Annotated in this window: 21 protein-coding genes; 8 read left to right on the top strand and 13 right to left on the bottom strand. The window is 70.2% G+C overall.

The window, feature by feature from the left end:
* Entirely contained in the window at positions 1-813 is an 813-nt protein-coding gene (locus tag AB0F44_RS02905; RefSeq protein ID WP_357352465.1) for a hypothetical protein, read from the top strand.
* Here the strand turns inward: AB0F44_RS02905 and AB0F44_RS02910 are convergent.
* From AB0F44_RS02910 to AB0F44_RS02940, 7 genes are all read right to left on the bottom strand, one after another.
* A complete protein-coding gene (locus AB0F44_RS02910) occupies positions 745-1,545 on the bottom strand; it encodes a hypothetical protein (RefSeq protein ID WP_357352467.1) in 801 nt (266 codons plus the stop codon). The genes AB0F44_RS02905 and AB0F44_RS02910 overlap by 69 nt on opposite strands.
* Positions 1,542-2,192: a hypothetical protein gene (locus tag AB0F44_RS02915; protein ID WP_357352469.1), complete on the bottom strand. Its 651-nt coding sequence runs from the start codon at positions 2,190-2,192 to the stop codon at positions 1,542-1,544. Before AB0F44_RS02915 ends, AB0F44_RS02910 begins: the two co-directional genes overlap by 4 nt.
* A gap of 27 nt (positions 2,193-2,219) precedes the next feature.
* Positions 2,220-3,182, bottom strand: a complete 963-nt coding sequence (locus AB0F44_RS02920; RefSeq protein WP_357352471.1) for a universal stress protein — start codon at positions 3,180-3,182, stop codon at positions 2,220-2,222.
* Positions 3,183-3,294: 112 nt separating this feature from the next.
* Positions 3,295-4,932: a sulfate permease gene (sulP, locus tag AB0F44_RS02925; protein ID WP_357352712.1), complete on the bottom strand. Its 1,638-nt coding sequence runs from the start codon at positions 4,930-4,932 to the stop codon at positions 3,295-3,297.
* Positions 4,932-6,044, bottom strand: coding sequence for a HAMP domain-containing sensor histidine kinase (locus AB0F44_RS02930; RefSeq protein WP_357352473.1), 1,113 nt, complete (start codon positions 6,042-6,044; stop codon positions 4,932-4,934). Before AB0F44_RS02930 ends, sulP begins: the two co-directional genes overlap by 1 nt.
* Positions 6,041-6,778 carry a response regulator transcription factor gene (locus AB0F44_RS02935; protein ID WP_357352474.1) on the bottom strand — a complete coding sequence of 246 codons (738 nt, stop codon included), beginning with the start codon at positions 6,776-6,778 and terminating at the stop codon, positions 6,041-6,043. Before AB0F44_RS02935 ends, AB0F44_RS02930 begins: the two co-directional genes overlap by 4 nt.
* A 35-nt stretch (positions 6,779-6,813) precedes the next feature.
* On the bottom strand, positions 6,814-8,985 hold the full coding sequence (locus tag AB0F44_RS02940; RefSeq protein WP_357352476.1) for a copper-translocating P-type ATPase: 2,172 nt from the start codon (positions 8,983-8,985) through the stop codon (positions 6,814-6,816).
* 122 nt (positions 8,986-9,107) lie between these two features.
* Between AB0F44_RS02940 and AB0F44_RS02945 the strand changes: the two genes are divergently transcribed.
* Positions 9,108-9,257 carry a hypothetical protein gene (locus AB0F44_RS02945; RefSeq protein WP_357352478.1) on the top strand — a complete coding sequence of 50 codons (150 nt, stop codon included), beginning with the start codon at positions 9,108-9,110 and terminating at the stop codon, positions 9,255-9,257.
* On the top strand, positions 9,254-10,729 hold the full coding sequence (locus AB0F44_RS02950; protein WP_357352480.1) for a multicopper oxidase family protein: 1,476 nt from the start codon (positions 9,254-9,256) through the stop codon (positions 10,727-10,729). The genes AB0F44_RS02945 and AB0F44_RS02950 overlap by 4 nt, the downstream gene beginning before the upstream one ends.
* A gap of 14 nt (positions 10,730-10,743) precedes the next feature.
* Here AB0F44_RS02950 and AB0F44_RS02955 read toward each other — a convergent pair whose 3' ends face one another.
* The 3 genes from AB0F44_RS02955 to AB0F44_RS02965 all read right to left on the bottom strand — a co-directional run bounded on the left by AB0F44_RS02955 (position 10,744) and on the right by AB0F44_RS02965 (position 14,061).
* A complete protein-coding gene (locus AB0F44_RS02955; protein WP_357352482.1) occupies positions 10,744-12,402 on the bottom strand; it encodes a GAF domain-containing protein in 1,659 nt (552 codons plus the stop codon).
* A 134-nt stretch (positions 12,403-12,536) separates the two neighbouring features.
* Positions 12,537-13,208 carry a response regulator transcription factor gene (locus AB0F44_RS02960; protein WP_357352484.1) on the bottom strand — a complete coding sequence of 224 codons (672 nt, stop codon included), beginning with the start codon at positions 13,206-13,208 and terminating at the stop codon, positions 12,537-12,539.
* 103 nt (positions 13,209-13,311) lie between these two features.
* The gene (locus tag AB0F44_RS02965) at positions 13,312-14,061 is read right to left on the bottom strand and encodes a DUF4389 domain-containing protein (RefSeq protein ID WP_357352486.1); all 750 of its coding nucleotides are present in this window, start codon (positions 14,059-14,061) and stop codon (positions 13,312-13,314) included.
* 155 nt (positions 14,062-14,216) lie between these two features.
* On the opposite strand from AB0F44_RS02965, the gene AB0F44_RS02970 reads away from it, so the two are divergent.
* Positions 14,217-14,738, top strand: a complete 522-nt coding sequence (locus AB0F44_RS02970) for a flavodoxin domain-containing protein (protein WP_357352714.1) — start codon at positions 14,217-14,219, stop codon at positions 14,736-14,738.
* A 1-nt stretch (position 14,739) separates the two neighbouring features.
* Positions 14,740-15,723 (top strand): hypothetical protein, encoded by a 984-nt coding sequence (locus tag AB0F44_RS02975; RefSeq protein WP_357352488.1) that lies wholly within the window; start codon positions 14,740-14,742, stop codon positions 15,721-15,723.
* A gap of 12 nt (positions 15,724-15,735) precedes the next feature.
* Here the strand turns inward: AB0F44_RS02975 and AB0F44_RS02980 are convergent, their stop codons facing one another.
* Positions 15,736-16,932 carry a universal stress protein gene (locus AB0F44_RS02980; protein WP_357352490.1) on the bottom strand — a complete coding sequence of 399 codons (1,197 nt, stop codon included), beginning with the start codon at positions 16,930-16,932 and terminating at the stop codon, positions 15,736-15,738.
* Between the two features lie 232 nt (positions 16,933-17,164).
* On the opposite strand from AB0F44_RS02980, the gene AB0F44_RS02985 reads away from it, so the two are divergent.
* A complete protein-coding gene (locus AB0F44_RS02985) occupies positions 17,165-18,139 on the top strand; it encodes a 1-phosphofructokinase family hexose kinase (RefSeq protein WP_357352492.1) in 975 nt (324 codons plus the stop codon).
* 10 nt (positions 18,140-18,149) lie between these two features.
* Here AB0F44_RS02985 and adhP read toward each other — a convergent pair whose 3' ends face one another.
* Positions 18,150-19,166, bottom strand: a complete 1,017-nt coding sequence (gene adhP, locus AB0F44_RS02990) for an alcohol dehydrogenase AdhP (RefSeq protein WP_357352494.1) — start codon at positions 19,164-19,166, stop codon at positions 18,150-18,152.
* A gap of 213 nt (positions 19,167-19,379) precedes the next feature.
* On the opposite strand from adhP, the gene AB0F44_RS02995 reads away from it, so the two are divergent.
* Together AB0F44_RS02995 and AB0F44_RS03000 are read left to right on the top strand one after the other, a co-directional pair.
* Entirely contained in the window at positions 19,380-19,712 is a 333-nt protein-coding gene (locus AB0F44_RS02995; protein WP_357352496.1) for a metalloregulator ArsR/SmtB family transcription factor, read from the top strand.
* Complete coding sequence (locus AB0F44_RS03000) at positions 19,712-21,430, top strand: SulP family inorganic anion transporter (RefSeq protein WP_357352498.1); 1,719 nt, start codon at positions 19,712-19,714, stop codon at positions 21,428-21,430. Before AB0F44_RS02995 ends, AB0F44_RS03000 begins: the two co-directional genes overlap by 1 nt.
* Here the strand turns inward: AB0F44_RS03000 and AB0F44_RS03005 are convergent.
* The gene (locus AB0F44_RS03005) at positions 21,393-22,859 is read right to left on the bottom strand and encodes an AAA family ATPase (protein ID WP_357352500.1); all 1,467 of its coding nucleotides are present in this window, start codon (positions 22,857-22,859) and stop codon (positions 21,393-21,395) included. The two genes, AB0F44_RS03000 and AB0F44_RS03005, sit on opposite strands and share 38 nt — an antisense overlap.
* Between the last annotated feature and the right edge of the window lie 11 nt (positions 22,860-22,870).

Here is a 22,870-nt window from a genome sequence, read left to right on the forward strand (position 1 = left end):
GTGATCAGTCGGCGGACCCAGCGCCTCTGTGCCGCCGTTGCAGTGCTGGTGGTGGTCGCTGCCGGTCCCACGTTCTTCGTGGACGGGATCCTCAACGGGACGCCGGTGATGAACGGCTCCGCGCGCGGCACTGCGCTCACCATGTTCGCGCTGGCGCTGCCGGTGCTGGTGGTGGGACTGGTCACGTCGATCCGTTGCTCGGTCCGGGGGCGGGCTGCCCTGATCGGCGCGCTCGGCTACCTCCTCTACAACGCCACTCTGCTGGTGTACGCCACACCCTTCAACGAGCTGTTCCTGGCCTACGTCGCCCTGCTCGGGCTGTCACTGTGGTCATTGGTCAGCGTCCTGCTCGACCCCCTGCCGCTTCTGGTGCCGGGCAGCAGGCTGCCCGCGCGCAGCATCGCCGCGTTCATCCTGACCGTGGTCGTGCTCAACGCGTTGGCCTGGCTGCGGTTCGTCGTACCTGATCTGGCTGAGGACCCGCCCGGCTTCCTGGACGGGACCGGCCTGACCACCAACCCCATCTACGTCCAGGACCTCGCGGTCTGGCTGCCCGCCCTGGCGATCGTGGCCGTGCTGCTCTGGCAGCGCCGGCCCTCGGGCGTCTTCCTCGCCGGGGCCGGGCTGTTCTTCTGGATGATCGAGGCGATCGGTGTCGCGGTCGACCAGTGGCTCGGGCACCGAGCCGATCCCGCCTCCGACGTGGCGACGCTGGGTGGCGTCGTGTTGTTCGTCGTACTCGCCTCAGCGACTCTCGTCCCTCTGGTCCTCTGGCTGCGCGCGGTCCCCTCGCGGGCCGGACGGCAGCTGTGAACCCGACTCCGAGATCGCCTCCGCTGCCAGTCTCCACAGCGCGAAGCCTGTCCAGATCAGCCATACGAACAGCAGGACGCCGTAGAACGCATAGGCCCAGCCGAGGACAGGTCGCAGGACCTCCGAGACGAACCCGACGCCGCCGGTCACCACACCGAACCAGGCAAGCCCCCTCCAGGCGACGCCCTTCAGCATCAGCAGCGAGATCAGCACGATGCCGAGAGTCTGCAGAGCCCCGATCACCGCCGGAACATCGTTGAGCGCGATCAGGACCTCGGCCCCAGCCACGAAGCCGGCCTGGTCGGCCGCCGTCGTGGCGGCCGCGTACTTGTCGCTCAGCACGACCATGGCCAGCGAACCGTCACCGGTGGTCGGCCAGGCGAACGACACCGCCCACGATGCGCCCGAGACCACACCTGCGATCATCGCGAAGCTCTTGTCCAGATGGCTCAGCGCAATGGCGAGAGCGAGGAAGACCACCATGAGGAGGAGGCTCGGGACCAGCCACATCAGCTGACGCGCGATGTAGATCGTGCGATGAGCATCGACGTACTCGAGCGTCTCCGCCCCGCCAGAGGCCGGAGGGGCCGCGGCGACCGCGAAGACCACCAGGGCCGCGACGTACAGGGCCACAGCCAGGCCGGCCGAGACTGCCCCCGCTCGGTAGAGCCGGTGCCACGACGGGTCAGCATCGGGCAGCCGATCCGCTGTGCTGGAGCGAACGAATCTCATCTCGAGTCCACCGCTGTCCGAAGCGGTGCTTCCCGGGTCGGGTGGAACAGCCGAACCAACCACCATCCGGTCACCGTCGCCTGGACGAACGCCATCACGGCGCCGGCGCCCACCCCGATCATGATGGCGACCCAGACCCGCTGGCCCTCGTGCCACAGCGGGGTGGCGATGGCGAGGAACACGCCCAGGGCGAGGAGCCAGGCGACAGCCGTGACCGGAATCCAGGTGACAGCCCGGGCCACGTGGTGACGCAGCTCGATCCACTGCGCGCCCCCGATCGATGCCAGCAGGAGGGCGCCGCACAGGGCGGAAACGACGATGCGCACCGACTCCGATCCGGCCGCGGCCAGCGTGACCACCGTCCCGAGCAGGTACGCCACCACCGCCGCCCCCGCGGTGAGCATCACCCAGCGCAGGACGTTCACACCAGGGACCGCGCGACGAAGCACGGTCACCTGCGCCCAGCCGAGGACGGCGCCCTCGACCGCCCCCGCCGCGAGCAGCGCCGGGAGGGCCGCGTAGGTCGGCAGGCCGGTCGTGATGGTGCCGATGAACGCAGGCGCGATGAACCCCAAAGTCTCCGCCACCGTGACCGTCACGGTCCACCGGACGAACCAGGACCGGCCGAACCGCAGGCGGCGGGGCATCACTGTCGACACGTCGGAGCCCGGGACTCAGACGGCGGGCGCCGGGTCGACGCCGGCCTTCTCGAACAGGCCGTCGTGCTCGAGGACGAGGTCGGCGGCGGTGAGGACATCGGGAATCGGGGGCTGGATCTCGACCGGGCAGCGGCTCTCGCGGATGACCGCACGGCCGGTGTTGCCCAGACGCCCCAGGGGGAAGGAGTGCCGGCGGCGGCCGACGATCAGGAGATCGGCGTTCCTGGTCTCCTCGGTGATTTCCCTGGCCGGCTGGCCGTGGCGAACCTCGATCCGGACGTCCACGTCTGCGGCGTGCGGGACTCGGCGACGGGCGCGGACCAGCGCGTTCTTCAAGGCGCGGCGGGCGTCGTTCTCCCAGCCGCTCATGTCCAGGTGAGCCACGGTCATGTCGTCGTAGACGGTGTCCAGCTGCCAGGCGTGGAGCACGACCAGCTCTGCGCTCCGGTCGACCGCGTGCTTCAGGGCCTGGGCGAGCAGTCCCGCCGAGCTCACGCAGTCCTTCACCGCCACGACCACCCTGCGAGTCGAGTTCTCGGGCGACCAGCCGCTCGGCACCATGACGACCGGGACCGGCGCATGGCCCGCGACCCGGTTCATGACCGACCCGGTCATGATGCGCTCCAGGCCCTGTCTACGATCGTCGCCGAGGACCACCAGCCGGGCGGCGGCAGCGCAGTGAACCAGCCCGGAGACCACGGGGCTCTCCAGGAGGGTCGCGGTCACATGCTCGGCACCGACATACGCGACGGCTTCCTCGGTGGCCTTCTCCAGCAGCTCGTTCCCGGCTCGGCGGACGTCCTCTCCGAACGATGGGTAGGGATAGGGGCCGATCACATCGGCCGGCTGGGACAGGGTCACGTGCACCAGCCAGAGGTCGGCGTCGTCCAAGCCGGCCTCAGCCGCGGCGTAGGCGATCGCCGCCCCGTTACCCGCTCCCCTGTCGATGCCCACCAGGATCCGGTTGTTCTCGGACATGTCGTCTCCTCACGGGCGCGGCGCATCCGGCCGTCCCGTTCCCACTCTCATCGAGGTCGGCGCCAGCGGGCAGGGACGTCGGTTCCGGGATCCGAGGACCTTGGTCCGCCGCTTACCGCTGCCGGTAGGCCTCGACGGCGGTGGGAAGGGTCGGGAAGAGCCGCTCCTCACCGATCCGGTCCAGGATGCCGGAGGGAGCCAGCGAATCACGCAGATCCTGCTTGATCCTGGCGATCGCGAAGACGATGCCTCGCTCGCTCAGCGCGGCGCGGAGCGCCTCCAGCGCGTCCACCGCGGTGACGTCGACCTCTGTGTTCGCCTCGGCGTTCAGCAGGAACCACTCCACCGGCCGCTCGGCGGCGTCGACCGCCGCGAGCGCGCGGGTGCGGAAGTCCTCGGCGTTGGCGAAGAAGAGCGGCGAGTCGTAGCGGTAGACCAGCAGGCCGGGCACCTCCTCGGCCTCGGGGTGGTCGTCCACGTCGTGCATGCCGGCCAGCCCTGGTACGTGGCCGAGGACCGCGTCGTGCGGGTGAGCGACCCGCCGCAGCAGGTCGAGCACCGAGAGGCCCACTGCGATCAGTACGCCCCACATCACCCCGGCGGCGAGCACCGCCACCGTCGTGACCAGGGCGAGAACGAGCTCACTGCGCCGGAAGCGGGCGAAGCGGCGCAGCTCGCCCACCTCGACCAGCTTGGTGGCGGCGTAGACCACGACAGCGCCGAGCGCGGCCTCGGGGAACGCCTCCAGGACCGGCGCCAGGAGCAGCACGGCGGCCACCGTGGTGGCGGCCGCGAAGTACGAGGTCAGCTGCGTACGCCCGCCCACGGCGTGACCGATGGCGGTCCTGCTGCCGCTGCTGCTGACCGGGAACCCGTGCAGAAGCGCCGAGCCGAGGTTGGCTCCGCCCAGGGCGAGCAGCTCCCGCCGCGCGTCGACATGTTCGCCGCCGCGGGCGAAGGCGCGGCCGGTGAGAATGTTGTCGGTGTAGCCGACGAAGGCGACGCCGAGTGCCGGGGCGAGCATCGCGACGATGGTGCCCGGGTCCAGGATCGGGAGTCCCGGGGCCGGAGGCCGGCTCGGGATATCGCCGACCAGCCGTAGCCCGGACCCCTCACCGAGCAGTGCCACCAGCGCAGTGGCGGCGAGCATGCCGATCAGCGCCACCGGTGCCCGCGGGGCGAGCCGGGAGCCGACGATCATCGCGGCGGCTGCGCCGCCACCGAGCAGCAGCGTGGGGACATGGACCTGGTCGAGGTTGCCGAGAAAGCTGCGCAGCTCCGCCAGCACCCCGTCGCCGGTGATCGCGACGCCGGTGAGGTTGTCGAGCTGGGAGATGATCATAAGGACCGCGATCCCCGCCATGTAGCCGACCAGCACCGGACGCGAGAAGAGCTCGGCCAGCACCGAGACCCGCACGAACCAGCCCACCACGCAGATCGCGGCGACGACGAGCGCGAGCGTCGCCGCGAACGAGGCGGGGTCGTCGGCCGCGGCCGGGGTGGCGCCGATCGCCGCCGCCGTCATCAGCGCGGTGGTCGACTCCGGACCGACCGAGAGCAGCCGGGAGGTGCCCAGCAGCCCGTAGACCACCATCGCACCGACGCACGCCCACAGCCCGGTCTCGGGAGGGAGACCGGCCAGCTCGGCGTACGCCATCACCTGGGGCACCAGGTAGGCGGTGATCGTCACTCCGGCGAGCAGGTCGAGCCACAGCCAGCGCCGCTGGTAGCCGGCGATCCACGGCGGCATCACGCGGCGTACGTCCGTGACACGGGGAGGGTCAGGACCAGCGACGAGCCGGCACCGGCTCCGCCACTGGTTGCCTCCAGGGTTCCGCCGTGGGCGGTCGCGATGGCCCTGCTGATGGTGAGGCCGATCCCCGATCCCTGGTGCTCGCGGTCGCGGGCGGTGTCTCCGCGATAGAAGCGTTCGAAGATGTGCGGCAGCTGGGCCGCGGGGATGCCGTCGCCGGTGTCGGTGACGCGAATCCTGACGCGCTGGTCCACGCGGTCCCAGTCGATGCTCACGCTGCCATGCTCCGGCGTATGCCGGCGGGCGTTGTCGAGGAGGTTGGTCAGGACCTGGATCAGTCGGGACTCGTCGGCGTCGATCGTGACGGGAGGTCCGCCGTCGATGCTGAGGGCGACGCCCTTCGCGGCGTACGACGCCTGTTGTGCTCGTACGGCCGTCTCCACGAGATCCGCGACCGCCACCGGCGCCGGCTCGAGGCTCAGACGCCCCTCCTCCGCCCGAGACACCGCATCGATGTCGCCCGCCAAGCGGCCGAGGCGGTGCACCTGGTCGGCCAGCAGTGTGCGGGTGTCTTCGTTCCACGGGGTGACGCCGTCCTCGAGTCCTTCGAGGTAGGCGGCGAGCGTCGCGACAGGAGTACGCAGCTCGTGCGCCAGGTCCGAGAGCAGCCGGCGCCGGGTGTCCTCGGTCCGGGCGAGCTCGCCGGCCATCGAGTTGAACGCGACGGCCAAGGAGTCCATCTCGGGGCCGGCGTCACCGACCGGGACGCGGGCGTCGTACCTTCCGCCTGCCATCGCGGTGGCGGCGCGGGTCATGTCCGTGAGCGGCGTCTGGAACCGACGCGTGAGATACCAGGTCACGAGCAGGGCGATCAGGAGGGCGGCGGCGACCGCGAGGCCGAGAGAGATCGCGCTGGCGGTGCGATAGGCCTCCTCGACGTGCATCCGCTCGGACGGGTCGGGTGCGTGGTCGGCCCGAAGCATGTGCGCCTGGAAGATCGGTGGCCCGACGAGGGCGGCGATCACTGCCGCGGTGAGGATCGCGGCGACGAGGACGAGTGCCTGCGCCAGGAGCAGGCGAGTGCCGATCCGCCAGGTCGGTCGCTTCATTCGGCAGCCTCTCTCGAGGGCTCGGCGACGAACCGGTAGCCGACGCCGCGCACGGTGTCGACGTAACGGGGCGTGGCCGGATCGTCGCCGATCTTCTTGCGCAGGTGGGCGACATGGACATCGACGATGTGCGCGTCGCCGCCCCAGCCTTCGCCCCAGACCATGTCGACGATCTGCTGGCGGCTCAAGGCACGGCGAGGATGCTCGGCGAGGGAGGCGAGGATGTCGAACTCGGTACGAGTCAGCCCGACCGGTACGCCGGCCCGGGTCACCTCACGGGTGGCGGTGTCGACCGTCAGCCCCTCGAAGGTCCACGCGTGTCCGGCGTCGGGCGCGGCCGCGAGCCTGCTGGCACGCGGCCGTCGCAGGGCGGCCTGGACCCGCGCGACCAGCTCGCGCAGCGAGAAGGGTTTGGTGAGGTAGTCGTCGGCGCCCACGCCGAGACCGATCAGCTTGTCGATCTCGTCGTCGCGGGCGGTGACCATGATGATGTAGCAGTCGGAGAAGGTGCGGATCTCGCGGCAGACCTCGACGCCGTCCAGCCCCGGCAGACCCAGGTCGAGCACGACGAGGTCCGGATCGAGGTCGCGGGCGGTGCTGACTCCGTCGGGTCCGGTGTGGACCTGGATCGCGTCGTACCCGGCCTTGGCGAGGTAGTCCGCGACGATCTGGGCGAGCGGTCGTTCGTCCTCGACGACGAGCACCCGGCCGCTCGACGAGGTATGGGTGTGCATGGGTCCAGTGTGGCGGGCAGCGTGGTCCGGTGGTCTCAATCGAGGCGCTCGGTACGCAGACGCAGCGCGTTGGTGATCACGCTGACCGAGGAGAGCGCCATCGCCGCCGCGGCGATGATCGGCGAAAGCAGCAGGCCCGTGAACGGGTAGAGGACGCCCGCCGCGATCGGGATCCCGGCGACGTTGTAGACGAACGCGAAGACCAGGTTCTGCCGGATGTTGCGCATGGTCCTGGCGGAGAGGCGACGGGCGCGGGCGATCCCCATCAGGTCTCCGTTGAGCAGGGTGACCCCGGCGGACTCCAGAGCCACGTCGGTGCCCGAGCTCATCGCCAGCCCGACGTCCGCGGCGGCCAGCGCCGGCGCGTCGTTGACACCGTCGCCGGCCATCGCGACGACCTTGCCCTCGGCCTGGATGCGTTGGACGACCTCGGCCTTGCGGTCCGGGAGCACACCGGCCTCGACGTGCTCGATCCCCAGCGTGCGGGCCACAGCCTCGGCGGTCGTACGGTTGTCGCCGGTCAGCATCACCACCTCCACACCCTGGCTCGCGAGATCGGCCACCGCGGCGGGCGTGGTCTCCTTGACCGGATCCGCGATCGCCAGGACGGCGGCCACGTTCTGGTCGACGGAGAGGAAGATCGCGGTCGCGCCCTGGGCGCGGAGCTGCTCGGCCGGCTCGGCGAGCGAGCCGGCATCGACGTGCTCGCCGGCCAGGAACTCTGAGCTGCCGAGCCGGATCCTGCGGCCTTCGACGGTTCCGACGACGCCGCGCCCAACGGGCGAGTCGAAGTCGGTCACCTCCGGCAGGATCAGCTCGCGGGCCTGCGCGGCCTCGACGATCGCGCGGGCCAGCGGATGCTCGGAGGCGCGCTCGACCGCGGCGGCCAGACGCAGCAGCTCCTCGACCGAGGGACCGCTCGGATCGGCGACCTCGACCGCGGTGACGGCCGGCCGGCCCTCGGTAAGGGTGCCGGTCTTGTCGACCACCACGACCTCGACCTTCTCCATCCGCTCCAGCGCCTCGGCGTTCTTGATGAGTACGCCGCGCTCGGCGCCACGACCGACGCCCACCTTGATGCTGATCGGCGTGGCCAGCCCCAGCGCGCAGGGACAGGCGATGATGAGGACGGCGACGGCTGCGATCATGCCGTGCGCGAACCTCGGGTCGGGTCCCACCAGGAACCACACCGCGAACGCCAGCAGCGCGATCCCGATCACCGCCGGTACGAAGATCCCGGCGACCCGGTCGGCGGTGCGCTGGATCGGGGCACGGGAGCGCTGGGCCTCGGCAACCAGGGCGACGATGCGCGCGAGCACCGTGTCGGTGCCGACCCGTTGGGCATCGATCAGCAGCGCACCGGTGGTGTTGATGGTGCCGCCGATCACCGCGTCGCCGGCCTGCTTGGTCACTGGCATCGACTCGCCGGTCACCAGCGACTCGTCCAACGCCGAGCGACCCTCGAGGACCGCGCCGTCCACGGGGACCTTCTCGCCCGGCCGTACCCGCAGCCGGTCGCCGATCTGGACCTCGTCGAGCCCGATCTCCTCGTCGGTGCCGTCGGCGCGCACCCGGCGCGCGGTCTTCGGCGCCAGGTCGAGCAGAGCACGGATGGCGCCGGAGGTCTGCTCCCGTGCCCGCAGCTCCAGCACCTGCCCCACCAGCACCAGCACGGTGATGACGGCCGCCGCTTCGAAGTACACGTCGACCGCACCGCTGGCCATCCCGTCGCCCATGTCCTTGCGGAAGGAGGCCGGGAAGATACCGGGCGCGACCGTGGCGACGACGCTGTAGAGCCATGCCACGCCGGTGCCCATCGCGATCAGGGTGAACATGTTGAGGCTCCGGGTGCGGACCGAGGCCCAGCCACGTACGAAGAACGGCCAGCCGCACCACAGCACCACCGGGGTGGCCAGCACGAGCTGGATCCAGTTGGACGTCTGTGGCGGGACCAGGTCGCCGATGGTCGAGATGAGGTGGCTCCCCATCTCCAGCACGACCACTGGCACGCTGAGCACGACGCCGATCCACAGCCGGCGGGTCAAGTCGCGCAGCTCCGCGCTCGGAGCGTCGTCCAGGCTCACCGTGACCGGCTCCAGCGCCATCCCGCAGATCGGGCACGCTCCCGGACCGGGCCGCCGGATCTCGGGATGCATCGGGCAGGTCCACTCCGAGGCCGCGGCAGGTCCGTGTTCGTGGCTGCTCATGGCCCCATGCTCGCCCAACGCAGACCGCCGGTCGAGCCATCCGCTGCTCGCGACGCCAACCTTCGTCAAACCTTCATGGAAACTCCCGGAGACCTCAAGAACCGACCGGCACGATCGAACTCATGATGGGGATGGGCGGCATGTGGCTGTGGATGGCCCTCGGCCTGATCGGTCTGATCGGGCTGTGGGCGCTGGTCGCGTGCGCGATCGGCTGGATCATCGGCCCCCTGCGTGACCCCACAAGAGAAGACCGAGAGAAGACATCGACATGAATGTGTCCAGGCGCACCCTGCTGCGCGGCGGCCTGGCCGTCGCGGGCGGAGGCCTCTTCGCGGCCTGCTCCGGCAACACCACCGGGAGCGGGATCGTCGTGCCGACTCCGACGCCGACGCCGCTGAAGCCGAGGTCGGGCCGGAGCGTGGTCACCAAGACCCTCACCGCACGACCGACGACCCTCGACCTCGGTGGCCCGACCGTGTCCACCTGGGCGTACGACGACGTCCTGCCCGGTCCTCTCGTGCGGGCGACGGCGGGCGACCTGGTGCGGATCACCGTCGACAACCAGCTGCCGGTCGAGACGAGCGTCCACTGGCACGGGATCGCCCTGCAGAACGCGGCCGACGGCGTACCCGGTCTCACCCAGAAGGCCGTGGCCAGCCGGCAGCAGTTCACGTACGAGTTCATCGCGCCCGATCCCGGCACGTACTTCTATCATCCGCATGTCGGCGTGCAGCTCGACCGTGGCCTCTACGCACCCCTCATCATCGACGATCCCCACGAGCCGGGCGCCTACGACGCGGAGTGGATCGTCGTCCTCGACGACTGGATCGACGGCACGGGCACGACCCCCGACGAGGTGCTCGCGGAGCTCATGGCGGGTCAGTCCTCCGGCGGCATGCACATGGGTGGCATGGACGGCATGGCTGGTATGGGTGGCGGCTCACCGTTCGGGGACGCCGGCGACGTCACCTACCCGCACTTTCTGATAAACGGTCGCGTCGGCTCCGCGCCTGACGTGCTGCGAGCAAAGCCCGGTCAGCGGGTCCGGATCCGGGTCATCAACGCCGCGGCCGACACCATCTTCGCCGTCGCGTTGGGCGATCACCGGATGACCGTCACCCACACCGACGGGTTCGCCGTCCAGGAGCGGGAGGCAGACGCCTTCTACATCGGCATGGGTGAGCGATACGACGTCGTCGTGACCTTGGCCGACGGCGTCTTCCCGCTCGTGGCCACGCCGATCGGCAAGGATGGCGCCGCTCTCGCCGTGGTCCGCACCGGCCCGGGCCCGATCCCCACCCCGGCGCGTGCGGCGGAGATCCGGGAGCTGACCGGCCCGGTGCTCCTCGGCTCCGATCTACGGCCCGCCGCCGCTGCTCGCCTTCCGGACAAGGAAATCGGCCAGAGCGTCGATCTCGCTCTCAGCGGGCGGATGAGCAGCTACGAATGGGCGATCAACGGAGCGCCGTACGGCAAGAATGAGCCGATCGCGATCGAACCCGGAAAGCGTGTCTCAGTGCAGATGACCAACATGACGATGATGACCCACCCCATGCATCTCCACGGCCACACGTTCGCGCTGTCCAACGGCCTGCGCAAAGACACCGTCCTGCTCACACCCATGCAGCGGATGGTCGTCGAGCTCGAGGCCGACAACCCGGGCAACTGGGCCGCCCACTGCCACAACATCTACCACGCCGAGGCCGGGATGATGGCCGCCCTCGTCTACGACAACCCCAGCTGACGGCCGACGGGCACTCAGCCGAGAGGCACCGACCACTCCACCACGGTGCCCTTCGGCTGGGCGGGCTCCACGGTGCACCGGCCGCCTCTCAGCTCGGCACGGTGCCGCATGTTGGCCAGCCCGCTCTCCACCACGTCGGCAGGGACCCCGACTCCGTCGTCGCGTACCCGGAGCAGGAGGTCGGCGCCTGCCGAGAGCGAGACCTCCACCTCGCTGGCATGCGCGTGACGCACGGTGTTGGACAGTGCCTCGCCGAGGACGGCGAGGACGTCCTGGGTGACCTCGGGCGTGGACCGGAGCCGGACCGGACCCGAGAAGATGAGCGCCGGACGGAACTTGAGCGACTCCGCAGCCCGGTTGACCACATCGGTGACCTGGGACTGGATGTCACCGCTGTGCTCGGGGGCGCCCAGCTCGAAGACCGCTCGCCGGAGATCGCGGATGGTGTCGTCGATGTCATCCACCGCCTTGTCGAGGCGGGCGCGAAGCTTGGGGCTCTCGGCCAGGTTGAGCCCGCCCTGCAGCCGCATGCCGATGACGAAGAGCCGCTGGATCACGATGTCATGGAGGTCGCGTCCGATCCGGTCGCGATCGTCGTAGACGGCCAGGCGCTGGCGCTCCTCGCGGCTCTGCGCGAGCCGGATGGCCAGCGCGACCTGCTCGGCGAAGGCGTTGGCGACGGCCAGATCCACGTCCTGTGCCTGGTCCGCGTGCTCGCGGCGCCAGGCGAGCGCGAGCACGCCCACCGCGTTCATCTCCTCGGAGGGGTCGGTACGTCCCAGCGGCACGAGCACGCCAGGCCCGATGTCGCTCAGGTCGATGACGGCGGCCGCGCTTCCGCCACCGGCGGCGGTCGCGATGTCCTCCACCATCATCGGCGCGCCGACGCCGATCGCCTGGCCGGCGACCGACTCGCGCAGCGGCGCGTCCTTCAGGGCCTCGACGTCGATGTCGGTCCCGGAGACCACCTCCACCCGCAGCCGTTCGGCCGTGGGTCCGGTCACGATCCAGGAGACGTCGGCACCGGAGATCTCGCGGGCCCGGTCGGCCACCAGCTGAAGGGTGGTGGTGCGGTCGATGTCGCCCATCAGCGCACTGGTGATCTCGGCCCGGGCGTCGAGCCACCGGCTGCGGCGGGCAGCCTCCTCGGCCAGCAAGGCGTTCTCGATCGCGACGCCGGCGGCGGCGGCCAGGGCGACCACGATGTCCTCGTCCTGGTCGGTGAACTCGTCGCCGTCGATCTTCTCGGTGAGGTAGAGGTTGCCGAACACCTTCTCGCCGATGCGGACGGGGACGCCGAGGAAGGAGTGCATCGGCGGATGATTCGCGGGGAACCCGTAGGACGACCGATGCGCAGTGATCTCAGGCAGCCGGAGCGGCTCCGGGTGGTCGATCAGCAGGCCGAGCACGCCGTGTCCGCTCGGCAGGTCGCCGATCAGGATCTGGTCCTCCACGCTGAGCCCGTGGGTGATGAACAGGCGCAGCCGGCGCTCGCCGCCGCTGGCAAGGACTCCGAGCGCTGCGTACTTCGCGCCGGCCAGTGCCCCTGCGACCTTGACGATCCGGTCCAGCAGATCGTCGATGGAGAGCCCGGCCCCCATCGTGACGATGGCGTCGAGCAGCAACCGCCACCGCACCTGCTCGTCTCGAGCATCGGTGACCCTGTCGAGCACTTCGGTCAGCAGCTCGTCGAACGGTGCACCGTGAACTGTCGCTACTTCGGTCGTGGAACTCGATCCACGACGCTGTCGGGGCGGTGTGCGTCCCACATCGACCCTCCCCATCGGATGAGTGGTACGCCCCCAACCTATCCCCCTTGCAAGGTCCTGGTCACCAGAATCGCAGCTTGGGTGCGGCTCTCCAGGCCCAACTTCGCGAGCAGGGAGGAGACGTAGTTCTTGACCGTCTTCTCCGCGAGGTGCATCTCCTTGCCGATCTGGCGGTTCGTCAGCCCCTCACCGATGAGCTCCAGGATCCGGCGCTCGTGATCGGTCAGGTGCTCGAAGGCCGAGTTGGTCTTCGGACCGCTGCGGATCCGCTCGAGGACCTGTGCGGTGACCGCGGGGTCCAGCATCGACTTGCCCGCGGCGACCTGGCGAACGGTCTCGACGAGGTCGGCGCTGCGCACCTGCTTGAGCAGGTAGCCGGATGCGCCGGCCATGATCGCGGAGAACAGCGCGTCGTCGTCGTCGAACGAGGTGAGGATCAGCGCGGCGATGCTGGGGTCGACAGAGCGTACGTCGCGGCACACGTCGATGCCGGACCCGTCCGGGAGCCGGCCATCGAGGATCGCGACATGGGGCCGCAGTGCCGGGATCCGGCGCCGAGCCTCCTCGGCGAGGCCCGACTCGCCCACGACGATGATGTCGTCCTCGTCCTCGAGGAGGTCCTTGATCCCGCGGCGGATCACCTCGTGGTCATCGAGCAGGAAGACCCTGATGGGCTCTGCTGTGTTCTCCAGCCCTGCTGATTCGGTCACCTGTTCAATCTACGACCGAGGATGGCCCCTGCCAATGCGCGTCGTGCCCGCAGGCCGAGGACCAAGGTCCCTAGACGCACCCGCGTCCGTCGGTAGCTCGCGCTCACTGCTGACCCGTTCCGACGGGGCTGGGCTCGGGCTCGGGCGCCACCGACTCACCCGACGGCATCGACGGCTCCGGCGGGACCAGACCGGCAGGATCGCTCCCACCCTGGTCGAGCCGGAACGGCGGATAGGTGTCGGTCATCAGGAAGACGTACGCCGCGACCCGAACCGCCCACCGGTCGATACCGAGGACCAGGTCGAAGATGCCCTGTGGGTAGCGACGCCCGAACAGCATCACCACGCCGGCGAAGAGGACCAACAGTCCGACGATCCCGCTCCCCCAGGACCAGGCGATCGCGTCGGTCCCCTGGGTCGCGTACAGGCCGCTGCCCAGGAAGAAGGCGAGGATCATCAGGTGCGGGATCGCCAGTAACCACGACTTCACCAGCACCAGGCCGCGAGAGAGCTGCTCGGGATAGGCGATGTGGAGGCGGGCCGGGTAGTCGGGCACGTCCTCGAGCGTGAACGGCGGATAGGCGTCGGTGCCGAGCGCGGCGTAGCCGTAGTAGTCCACCCGCCAGGTCCAGCGCAGCACGCCGAGGTTGAAGTCGAAGATCCCTCGCGGGTAGCGACCGGTGAACAGGATGGCGAACCAGGCGATCACGGTGAGTACGGCGAAGGCGATCCAGAGAAAGAGCAGGATGACGTAGTGCGGGATCAGCAACAGCCACTTGACCAGCCACAGCGCGCGGCTGATCCCGGAGTCGAGGCGTCCCTCCAGCACGACCGGGGAATCGAATGAGTTCATGTCTCCACCCTCCGCGCAATGCGGCCCGGCGGCATCGGACCAAGGTCCTCGGGTCGGGGACGTGCGCCACTGCCCGCGCGGGCCGATGCGGCCGGAAGGTGGTGACACTGGCAGGACCGCGGAGGGCGCGGCGCCTGAGGAAGGACGTGAGCCAGATGCGAGCAGCAATCGTGTACGAGTCGATGTTCGGCAACACCGCCACGATCGCCACCGCGGTCGCCAACGGACTCCGGACCGCCGGCGTCAAGGTCAAGGTGATCCCGGTGGCACTTGCCGGCGATGACCTGCTCCGCGACCACGACCTGGTCGTGATCGGGGCACCGACGCACGCGCTCGGGCTGAGCAGGCCCAGCACGCGCGCCGACGCCGTGCTTCAGGGCGCTCCGGCCGAGGTCGAGGCCCGCGGCGTCCGGGAGTGGCTCGAGGATCTGACGGATGCGGAGCCGGAGTCGGTGCGAATCGCCACCTTCGACACCCGGGCGCGAGCGATGCGCCACCTCCCGGGCTCCGCCGCCCGGCACGTGGCCCATCTGCTGCGCCGCCGCGGCTACGACGTACCCCCGGCGACCAGCTTCTACGTCGCCGCAACCGTGGGACCCCTCGCCCGCGACGAAGAGGCACGCGCCAGCGACTGGGCCGCGAACCTCGGCCACCAGCTGAAGCGGCAGGTGGCCTGAGATGTCGACGCTCCCCAACGAGACCACCTTGCGTGCGATCGTGGAGCTGGCCTGCCGTGCGCCATCGGTCCACAACACCCAGCCCTGGGCATGGGTCGTACGCGACACCATGTTGCTGCTGCGGGCCGACCCGCATCGCAAGCTCCTCCACGCCGACCCGAACGAGCGCGACCTCGTGTTGAGCTGCGGCGCCGCACTGCACGAGCTCGTCGTGGCAGCTGCCGGGATGGGCTGGGAGTGCAGCGTGCACCGCGTTCCCGATGGCGGCCGTACCGATCTCCTCGCCGTGGTGACGTTCACGCCCCGAGATCCCGACGTCGAGGACCTCACCAGGGTCGCCGCCCTCGAGCAGCGGCACACCGACCGACGGCAGGTCTCGTCCTGGCCGGTGCCACGCCAGCGACTCGAGCACCTCTCCGGGCTCGTCCTCGACTACGGCGTCGTGGCGTCCGTGGTCTCCGACAACCTGCGACCGGTCGTCCTGGCCGCCCTGGAAACGTCCCGTGCCCATCAGACCACCGACGAGGCCTACCTGGCCGAGCTCTACTCCTGGACGCGCGGAAGCAGCGAAGAGGGCGTCCCGGAGTCGAGCCTCCTCGCCCCCGACGCCGACCCGGCCTCGTACACCCGTTTCCCGAGCGGCACCCTCACCGAGGACCACGACGACGCCGGGCCGTCGGCCGAGGAGTGGCTGGTCCTGGCGACCGCGTCGGACGATCCGGTCTCCTGGCTTCGCGCCGGGGAGGCACTGGACGCGATGTGGCTCTCGTGCACCACCTCAGGGCTGGCCCTGGTGCCGTACACGCAGCCGATCGAGGTCGGCTCCACCCGGCGTACATTGCAGCACGACCTGCTCGGCGACAACTCCTGCCCGCAGGTGCTGGTACGCATCGGCTGGCCGCAGCGCCACCACCGGTCGCTGCCGCCGACCCCGCGGCGTGCCCTCGACGACGTCCTCCACCACGAGAGCGCCGCCTCGTCGTGACCTGGTGCTCGATCAGGTCGCCGATGGACCGGGCGCTGCACCGGCAGAGGCGTGCCAGCCGGTCGGGACGACCGCGACCGGGACGGTGGCACGATGCAGCAGCCGCCGGCTCACCGACCCCAGCGGCATCCGCCAGTGCCTACCGTGGCCGGGTCTGCCCACCACCAGCAGCGATGCGTTCTCGGCCAAGCCGAGGATGACCTCCACCGGAGGGCCGGTCGGAGTGCGCTGTGTCACCGGGACGTCTTGGTAGAGCGCCCGTAGCGGGGTCACCGCCGCATCCTGGCCGTCGGCGATGCGCTCCATCCACTCCTCCCCGCTTTCGAGGAGCATGCGCGTGCCCGGCGCCACACCTGGCTGCCAGACCGAGACAGCGACGAGCGGGAGGCTCTGCTCGTGCGCGTAGGCCAGGGCGAACTCCACCGCCTCCACGTGCGGCTCGAGCGCGTCGATCGCCACGACCACGGGGCTCCCGGTGGCTGGGGGCGACCAGCCGGATGGCACGGCCACGACCGGCACCCACGCGTTCTGTGCGATCGTGATCGCCGTCGCCCCCACATAGGAGCGGTCGTCGCTCTCCTCGTCGGCACGGCCGACGACAACCATCACGCTGCCCAGCGACCGGGCGAGCAGGGCGCTCTCCGAGCCGACCAGGACCGAGGACGCGACGTTCACGCCCGGGTGATCCTGGCGTACCTCCTCGACCAGATCTGCCATCTCGTCCGTCGCGTCGGAGACCGAGCCACGTAGCGTACGTTCCCACGCCGGACCGGCATCGTCGACGACGTGACACAGCTCGATCCCGAGACCGCTCGCCGCCGCATGTGTCAGCGACCACTGGGCGGCTGAGGTGAGGCCGAGCGGCCGATCGATCCCGACGAGCATCCTCGGTACGGAACGCCGCGCGCGGATGCGTCGTTCGGGCTCCTCGCTCGCCTCCGGCCCCGGCCCCTCCACCAGTTGACGTGCGTCGCCGAGCAGGCTGACTGCAAGCTGCTCGAGGGCGCGACTGGCGGCGAGCGTCTCCCCCACGGCCAGGTCCTGACCGGGGCACAGACCCGCGTCCCCGGTGCCGACCAAGGCCTCTCGGCCGCTGGCGTGGAGCTTCGCCTCGGCGTGCACGGTGCCGTCCTCGCTGTCGAGGAACACGTCCACCGCCCACACCGTGCCGGCGTGGCGCTCCACCTCGGAGGAAGTCTGGGAACTCACTGATCAGCTCCGGTTGTGCTCGATGGCGCCCCGGATGTCGGGCGCTTGATGATGGTCCTCATCTGTCCTCCATGAGTCCGTGGGCGCCCGTGCGGCGCCTGATCCTCAGTCTTGTGCCGGTCGAGCCGGAGCTCACGAGACCTTGGTCACCTGTGCCGGGACCTCCGCCACCTGTCCCGTCGAGCAGGGGGTGGTTGCCTGGGAAGCCAACGGTTCTGGAAGGGAGTCCACGATGCTCGCCTCACCGGACGTCGTGACCATCACCCTGAACCCGGCACTGGACGACTCCTTCTCCGTGCCGAGGCTGATCCCAGGTAGCAAGATGCGGGGCAGTAGCCCTCGGATCGACCCTGGCGGCGGAGGCATCAACGTTGCCCGGGTGCTGCACGTGCTCCGGATTCCGACACTGGCGGTCTTTCCCGTGGCCGGTCACATCGGTCAGGCGCTGACGGAGCTGCTGGAGGCCGAGGAGCTCCCCTTCGAGGCGATCGAGGTCCCCGGCGAGACCCGCCTCAGCCACCACGTGACCGACCTCAGCACGGGACTGGAGTATCGCTTCGTCTTGCCCGGAACCGAGCTCTCCGCCACCGACCTGCACCGCTGCTTCGAGGTCGTACGCCAACGGGGGCACCAGGCGGCGTACGTCGTGCTGAGCGGCAGCCTGCCGCCCGGCGCCTCCGCCGACGTCGTCTCCTGGGTGAGGAGCCAGGCCGACTCGATCGGCGCGCGGCTGGTCCTCGACACTTCCGGCGATGCCCTCGCGCAAGCGCATGGGACCTTCTTGCTCAAGCCGAGCGTGCGCGAGCTCGGGGACCACCTCGGGCGCAGGCTGGACACTCTCGACGAGCAGCTGGCCGGCGCGCGAGAGCTGCTCCTGGCGACGGATGCGGGCGCGGTCGTGCTCTCTCGCGGCCATCTGGGAGCCGCCCTGGTGACCCCGGCCGGTGCGGAGCTTCTCCCAGCCGTCGCGGGCGATGTCGTCAGCGGCGTCGGTGCCGGCGACGCCCTCGTCGCCGGGATCATCGCCGGGCTCGTGCACGGCTGGGAGCTCTCCCGGGCAACCCGGCTCGGCCTCGCCTGCAGCGCGGCCATGATTGCCACACCGGGCACCTCGGTGTTCTCCGGCGAAGACCTCGCCGCGTTCACCAACGACCTTCCGTCGACACGTCCGCAGATACCGGCGGCGACGTCGGGTAGGGCGATCTGAGCGTCCGACGTCAGAGCTCGAAGACCAGCCGTGCTGCGGTCCGCCCTTGCAGGACGTCGTCGATCGACTCGTTGACCTCCTCGAGCTTGCGCGACTCCGCGATGACACGGGTGCGTCCCAGCGCATGGAGGCGGAAGACCTCGGCGAGGTCTTCGCGGGTGCCGACGATGGAGCCGATGACACTGATGCCGAAGAGCACGGTCTGGAAGATCGGCAGGTGCATCGGGCCCTCGATCTCGGGCGGCAGTGCGACGCAGACCAGCCGGCCCCCGCGGCGCAGCGACGCGAACGCCTGCTCGAACGACTTGGGGGTGACCGCGAGCGCGACCGCGACATCGGCGCCGCCGAGGTCCGCGATCGCCTGCACGGGATCGGTGGTGGCCGCGTTGACCGTGTGGTCGGCGCCCAGCTCGCGGGCGAGCTCGAGCTTCTCCTCCGTCAGGTCGACCGCGATGACCTCGGCGCCGACCAGGCGGGCGTACTGCACGGCGAGGTGACCAAGACCGCCGATCCCGAAGATGGCGACCCTCTCCCCCGGCGTGACCTGGGCGACCTTGATCGCCTTGTACGTCGTCACCCCGGCGCAGGTCAGCGGTGCCGCGTCGAACGACGACACCGCCTCGGGGACGGCCACGACATAGTCCGCGTCTGCCACCGCGTACTCGGCGAAGGCGCCGTCCACCGAGTAGCCGCTGTTCTGCTGCTCCTCGCAGAGCGTCTCCCAGCCGTTGATGCAGTGGTCGCAGCGGCCGCATGCGTGGCCGAGCCAGGCGATCGCGACGCGGTCGCCGATCGCACGGTGGGTGACGCCCGCGCCGACGGCGGTGACGGTGCCGACCCCTTCATGGCCGGGGACGAACGGAGGCGTGGGCTTGACCGGCCAGTCGCCGTGGGCGGCGTGGATGTCGGTGTGACAGAGCCCGCAGGCCTCGAGACGTACGAGAACCTGCCCGCGACCCGGCTCGGGGATGGGGCGCTCCTGGAGCTCCAGGGGCTGGTCGAAGCCGATGACGACTGCTGCCTTCATGTTGATGCTCTCTTTCGGGCTGGCGGAGTTTCGACCGGCTCGAGACGTGGCCGGCACCTGACCTCCACTGCACCTCAGATGGCCACCGGGAACCGAGTGCTGAATGTCCTGGGCCGAAAGGCACTTGGTCGGCGATGCAGAAACCACAACATGAAGATGTTTTCAAGTCGTGTAATATGGCTGCATTCCAGTTCCGATCCCGAGGAGGGCTCGATGGGCGTCCCGCTCTACCAGGCCAAGGCCGAGTTCTTCCGCACCCTCGGCCACCCGGCCCGGATCCGGATCCTGGAGCTTCTCGCCGAGCGCGACCACGCCGTGCACGAACTGCTGGAACGGATCGCGATCGAGCCCAGCAACCTGTCCCAGCAGCTATCGGTGCTGCGACGCACCTCGCTGGTCGTCTCCCAGCGCCGCGCCGGCGAGGTCGTGTACTCCATCAGCGTCCCCGAGGTCCGCGACCTCCTGCTCTCAGCCCGCAAGATCCTGGCGGGCCTGGCCGAGACACGCAGCGAGTTCGAGGACGAACTGATGATCACACCCGAGTGATGTCATCCCTGATGGGCTCGGGCCGGGCCGGCGCGGCAGGGGTCTTCTCCCGTTTCGAGGCCCTGCGCCCGCGCCGCGAGGACTGGACCAAGGGTCGGGTCGGCCGCGACCTGCTGGCCGGCGTGATGGTCGCGCTGGTCGCGCTACCGCTCGCGCTCGGGTTCGGTGTCAGCTCCGGTGTCGGTGCGGGCGCGGGGATCGTGACCGCGATCGTCGCCGGGGCGGTGGCCGCCGTCTTCGGTGGCAGCCACTTACAGGTCAGTGGGCCCACCGGCGCGATGACCGTGGTGCTGATCCCGATCGTCGCCGTCCACGGCACCGACGGAGTGCTGGTGGTCGGCCTCCTCGCGGGGGTGTTCCTGCTGGTCCTCTCCGTCACCGGTGCGGGCCGCGCGATCCGCTTCGTCCCGGTCTCCGTGGTGGAGGGATTCACGGCCGGAATCGCGATCATCATCGCTCTGCAGCAGCTCCCGGCGGTCCTCGGCGTCGAGGTGCACGCCGAGAAGATCCTCAGCCTCGCAGGAGACGCTGTGTCCGCGTGGGCGGCCGACCCCGGCTGGGCCGCACCCGCCGCCGGCCTCGGGGTTGCGTTGGGGATCCTCACGGTCGCCAGGTTGCGCCCCGGGCTGCCGGCCGCCCTCCTGCTGGTGGGCGCGGTCACCGCCGCCAACGCGTGGCTGAACATCGGCCTGTCCACCATCGGCCACATCCCGTCGGGCCTGCCCGCGCCGCACGTGCCGGACGTGCCGTGGGGCGACCTGGACACGCTGATGGTCGCTGCAGTCGCGGTCACCGCGCTCGGCGCGCTCGAGAGCCTGCTCTCGGCAACCGTGGCGGACGCGATGAGCGTCGGGCAGCGTCACGACCCCGACCGTGAGCTTTTCGGCCAGGGGCTGGCCAACATCGCCAGTCCACTGTTCGGCGGCATCCCGGCGACCGCGGCGATCGCACGTACCGCCGTCAACGTACGCGCCGGGGCCACCTCGCGCCTGGCCGCGCTCGTGCATGCCGTCCTGCTGCTCGGCGTGGTCCTCCTCGCGGCCCGCTGGGTCGGTGAGATCCCGCTGGCCGCCCTGGCGGGCGTCCTGCTCGCCACCGCCGTGCAGATGATCCGGGTCTCGAGCCTGGGCGCGTTGATCCGTTCCACGCGCGGCGATGCCGCGACCATGATCCTCACCGCCGCGGCGACCGTCGTCCTCGATCTCGTGCTGGCCGTCATCATCGGCTTGGTGGTCGCCGGGTTCTTCGCCCTGCAGCAGACCGCTCGGACCGCGCGGCTCGAGCAGACACCGTTGGACGATCTCGACCATCGCGACGAGGAACGCGACCTGCTCGACCACCACATCGTCGCCTACCGCATCGACGGGCCGCTGTTCTTCGCCGCGGCCCACGACTTCCTGCTCGAGCTCGCCGAGGTCAGTCGCGTGCGAGTGGTGATCCTGAGGATGTCCCACGTGACCCATATCGACGCCACCGGCGCGCACGTCCTGGCCGACACCATCGGGCGCCTCGAACGTCGCGGGATCACCGTCCTGCTCTCCGGGGTGCACCCCGCACATGCTCGGGTGCTCACCGAGCTCGGCGTCTACGAGCGGCTCGCCCACGAGCGACACCTCTTCGCCACCACCCCCGAAGCCATCACCCACGCCCGCCTCCACGCGGCCCGCATCGACCACACCGTCAGCGGCGGGCGCCCGTCCGCAGGCTCAGCGTCCTGATCGCCGCCTCCGCGCTTGCGGCAGCGGTGCCGCTGGTGTCGATCGTGACGGCTCCTGGCCAAGCTGGCTCGGCTCGACTCATGTGGGCCGCCACCGTCTCGTCGGCATCCGAGATGCTGTCGCGCGTGGCGATCCGGGCGGCGGCCACCTCGGGGGCGACCGTGCAGCGCAGGATCGTGAGGTCGCTGTACGTCGTGTTCGCGACATACTCCACGAGAACCCGATGTGCCGGGTCCGTCCAGGACGCATCGAGCACGACGGACTCGCCGCGGGCAAGCAGCGCCGTCGCGCGGTCGAGCAGCTCGGCGTAGGTTCGCCTCGTCCACGCGGGGCTGTAGATGCCCTCCTGCCACCCAGCTGCGGCGTGAACCATCGGATCGATGCCGGCAAGCTCCTTCCGCAGCCGGTCGCTGCTGAGCAAGACCATGTCGAGCCGGTCGGCAACTGCACCGGCCAAGGTGGACTTGCCCGTTCCCGGAGCTCCTCCGACGGCGATGAGCCTGACCTCTCCGCGGCGCAGGTGGTCGCGCGCGAGCTCGGCGAGACGTACGGCTTCGGCGGCTTCCTCGGCGACCCGCTGCGTCGCCTGAGCCTGTTCGGTGCGCAGCGCGGTGACCTTGGCCCGCATGAACGCGCGGTACGCGATGTAGTGATGTGCCAACGAGGCGGGGAAGGTGTCCGCGCTGAACTCGCGGTAGGCGGCCATCAGCTCGACCGCGGCCTGGGGCGCCGCCAGCCGTTCGAGGTCCATCGCCAGGCATGCGATGTCGTCGAGCACGTCGAGACGACGCAGGCGGTCGTCGAACTCGAGGCAGTCGAGGATGCGAGGTCCGTCGGGCAGGCAGAAGATGTCATCAGCGAGGAGATCTCCATGGCCGTCGACGACTCGCCCGGTGCGGATCCGCTCGTCGAACAGCGCCTCCCGTCCGTCCAGGTAGCGGCCGCTGAGCCGCTCCACCTCGTCGATGAGGGTCCCGTCGAGAAGCGTGTCCAGGAAGCGGGCGACCTCCTCCAGGTTGTGCCGCCAGCGTGAGCGCAGCGCCGGCGTGCTGCCCTCGGCCGCGATCTCGGCGCCCCGATCGGCACGGGCGTGGAACGCGGCCATGACCCGAGCGACACGGCGCACCTCGTCGGAGACGTCCTGTCCTTGCCAGGCAAGGGTGGCGAGGCGCCTGTCGTCGGGCATGCGCCGCATCACGACGGCGGGCTCGGTGGAGCCGTCGGCAAGCGGAAGCTCGGTCAGACCGACGTACACGTCCGGCGCCAGCCGGCGGTTGAGCTCCAGCTCCCGCCTGCAGACCTGGCGGCGAACCGCCGGCTCACGAAAGTCCAGGAAGCCGAGGTCGACCGGCTTCTTCAGCTTGTACGCGGTCTCCCCCACGAACACCACCAGGCCCGAATGTGTCTCACGCAGGTCTCCATACGGCATGGCGCGGCCTC

Source organism: Nocardioides sp. NPDC023903, from assembly GCF_040639295.1.
Taxonomy (GTDB): Bacteria; Actinomycetota; Actinomycetes; order Propionibacteriales; family Nocardioidaceae; genus Nocardioides.

What these genes read in the sequence shown, in the direction of transcription:
- AB0F44_RS02985 (WP_357352492.1), top strand. Translation starts at nt 17,165, where the DNA reads ATGCTCGCCTCACCGGACGTCGTGACCATCACCCTGAACCCGGCACTG.
- AB0F44_RS02940 (WP_357352476.1), bottom strand. Translation starts at nt 8,985, where the DNA reads ATGAGCAGCCACGAACACGGACCTGCCGCGGCCTCGGAGTGGACCTGC.
- AB0F44_RS02930 (WP_357352473.1), bottom strand. Translation starts at nt 6,044, where the DNA reads ATGAAGCGACCGACCTGGCGGATCGGCACTCGCCTGCTCCTGGCGCAG.
- AB0F44_RS02970 (WP_357352714.1), top strand. Translation starts at nt 14,217, where the DNA reads ATGCGAGCAGCAATCGTGTACGAGTCGATGTTCGGCAACACCGCCACG.
- AB0F44_RS02945 (WP_357352478.1), top strand. Translation starts at nt 9,108, where the DNA reads ATGATGGGGATGGGCGGCATGTGGCTGTGGATGGCCCTCGGCCTGATC.
- AB0F44_RS02915 (WP_357352469.1), bottom strand. Translation starts at nt 2,192, where the DNA reads ATGCCCCGCCGCCTGCGGTTCGGCCGGTCCTGGTTCGTCCGGTGGACC.
- AB0F44_RS02950 (WP_357352480.1), top strand. Translation starts at nt 9,254, where the DNA reads ATGAATGTGTCCAGGCGCACCCTGCTGCGCGGCGGCCTGGCCGTCGCG.
- AB0F44_RS02965 (WP_357352486.1), bottom strand. Translation starts at nt 14,061, where the DNA reads ATGAACTCATTCGATTCCCCGGTCGTGCTGGAGGGACGCCTCGACTCC.
- AB0F44_RS03000 (WP_357352498.1), top strand. Translation starts at nt 19,712, where the DNA reads ATGTCATCCCTGATGGGCTCGGGCCGGGCCGGCGCGGCAGGGGTCTTC.
- AB0F44_RS02935 (WP_357352474.1), bottom strand. Translation starts at nt 6,778, where the DNA reads ATGCACACCCATACCTCGTCGAGCGGCCGGGTGCTCGTCGTCGAGGAC.
- sulP (WP_357352712.1), bottom strand. Translation starts at nt 4,932, where the DNA reads ATGCCGCCGTGGATCGCCGGCTACCAGCGGCGCTGGCTGTGGCTCGAC.
- adhP (WP_357352494.1), bottom strand. Translation starts at nt 19,166, where the DNA reads ATGAAGGCAGCAGTCGTCATCGGCTTCGACCAGCCCCTGGAGCTCCAG.
- AB0F44_RS02910 (WP_357352467.1), bottom strand. Translation starts at nt 1,545, where the DNA reads ATGAGATTCGTTCGCTCCAGCACAGCGGATCGGCTGCCCGATGCTGAC.
- AB0F44_RS02920 (WP_357352471.1), bottom strand. Translation starts at nt 3,182, where the DNA reads ATGTCCGAGAACAACCGGATCCTGGTGGGCATCGACAGGGGAGCGGGT.
- AB0F44_RS03005 (WP_357352500.1), bottom strand. Translation starts at nt 22,859, where the DNA reads ATGCCGTATGGAGACCTGCGTGAGACACATTCGGGCCTGGTGGTGTTC.
- AB0F44_RS02975 (WP_357352488.1), top strand. Translation starts at nt 14,740, where the DNA reads ATGTCGACGCTCCCCAACGAGACCACCTTGCGTGCGATCGTGGAGCTG.
- AB0F44_RS02995 (WP_357352496.1), top strand. Translation starts at nt 19,380, where the DNA reads ATGGGCGTCCCGCTCTACCAGGCCAAGGCCGAGTTCTTCCGCACCCTC.